Source organism: Desulfovibrio sp. 1188_IL3213 (assembly GCF_036763145.1).
Classification (GTDB): domain Bacteria; phylum Desulfobacterota; class Desulfovibrionia; order Desulfovibrionales; family Desulfovibrionaceae; genus Desulfovibrio.
This window is the reverse complement of the sequence record NZ_JBAIYR010000624.1, coordinates 1-1,027: the sequence shown is the minus strand read 5'-3', so window position 1 is coordinate 1,027 and position 1,027 is coordinate 1. Positions and strand designations below refer to the sequence as shown.

Sequence of the window (1,027 nt, the reverse complement as noted above, 5' to 3'; positions counted from 1 at the left end):
CCTTTCCGATCTGGGGCCATTCTCGCCGCGCGCCTTGGGCTTGACGGACACGAAGACCGCGCCTTTGCCCTGGTACGCCCGCCGGGGCATCATGCCATGCGTGTGGTGCACGGCAACCGTGGCTTCTGCAATATCAACAACGAGGCCGTCATGGCCGAATACATCCGCGACCACTATCCGCACCCGGACGGCCGCCCCCTGCGCATTGCCATTGTGGATACAGACGTACACCACGGTGACGGCACGCAGGACGTATTCTGGAATGACCCGCACACCCTTTTCATCTCCCTGCATCAGGACGGCCGCACCCTGTACCCCGGCACGGGCTTTCTGCAGGAATGCGGCGGCCCCGGCGCGCTGGGCCGCACCGTGAACATTCCCCTGCCGCCCGAAACCTGCGACGAAGGCTATCTGTACGCGGTTGAACACGCCGTGTTGCCCATCCTTGAAGACTTCAAGCCGGATTTCATCATCAATTCCGCCGGGCAGGACAACCATTTCACCGACCCGCTGGCAAACATGAAGCTCTCGGCGCAGGGCTATGCAGCCCTGACCCGGCTGCTCAATCCGCACGTGGCCGTGCTTGAGGGCGGTTACGCCATACGCGGCGCCCTGCCCTACGTGAATCTGGGCATCTGTCTGGCTTTGGCGGGCATTGACGCAAGCGACGTGCGCGAGCCGGGCTGGTCGCCCGAGTCCACACGCCAGAGTCTCAAGGTCGGTCAATACATCGCCCGCCTGTGCGAACAGGTGCGCGACGTCTATTTCAACCCGCCGTCCACGCCTTCGGAAGGCCAGACGGAAGGCCGGGAGCAAGACCGCTGGTGGGTGCGGCAAAAACATATCTTTTATGATACGGACATGCTCAGCGAAGGGCAGAACGAAGCCTGGCGGCTCTGCCCGGATTGCTCGGGCCTGGGACGCATCGAAACGGCTTCGGAACGTGTGGCCCGTTCCTTGTGTCTGCTTGTTCCGCGCCACGCCTGCCCGAATTGCCGCCGCCGGGGGCAGGAACTGGCGGACCAGA

At 63.6% G+C, this 1,027-nt stretch carries 1 protein-coding gene; it reads left to right on the top strand.

The features are described 5' to 3' along the window. On the top strand, positions 1–1,027 hold a 1,027-nt coding region (locus V6C16_RS14105), incomplete at both ends, for a histone deacetylase family protein (protein ID WP_333543540.1).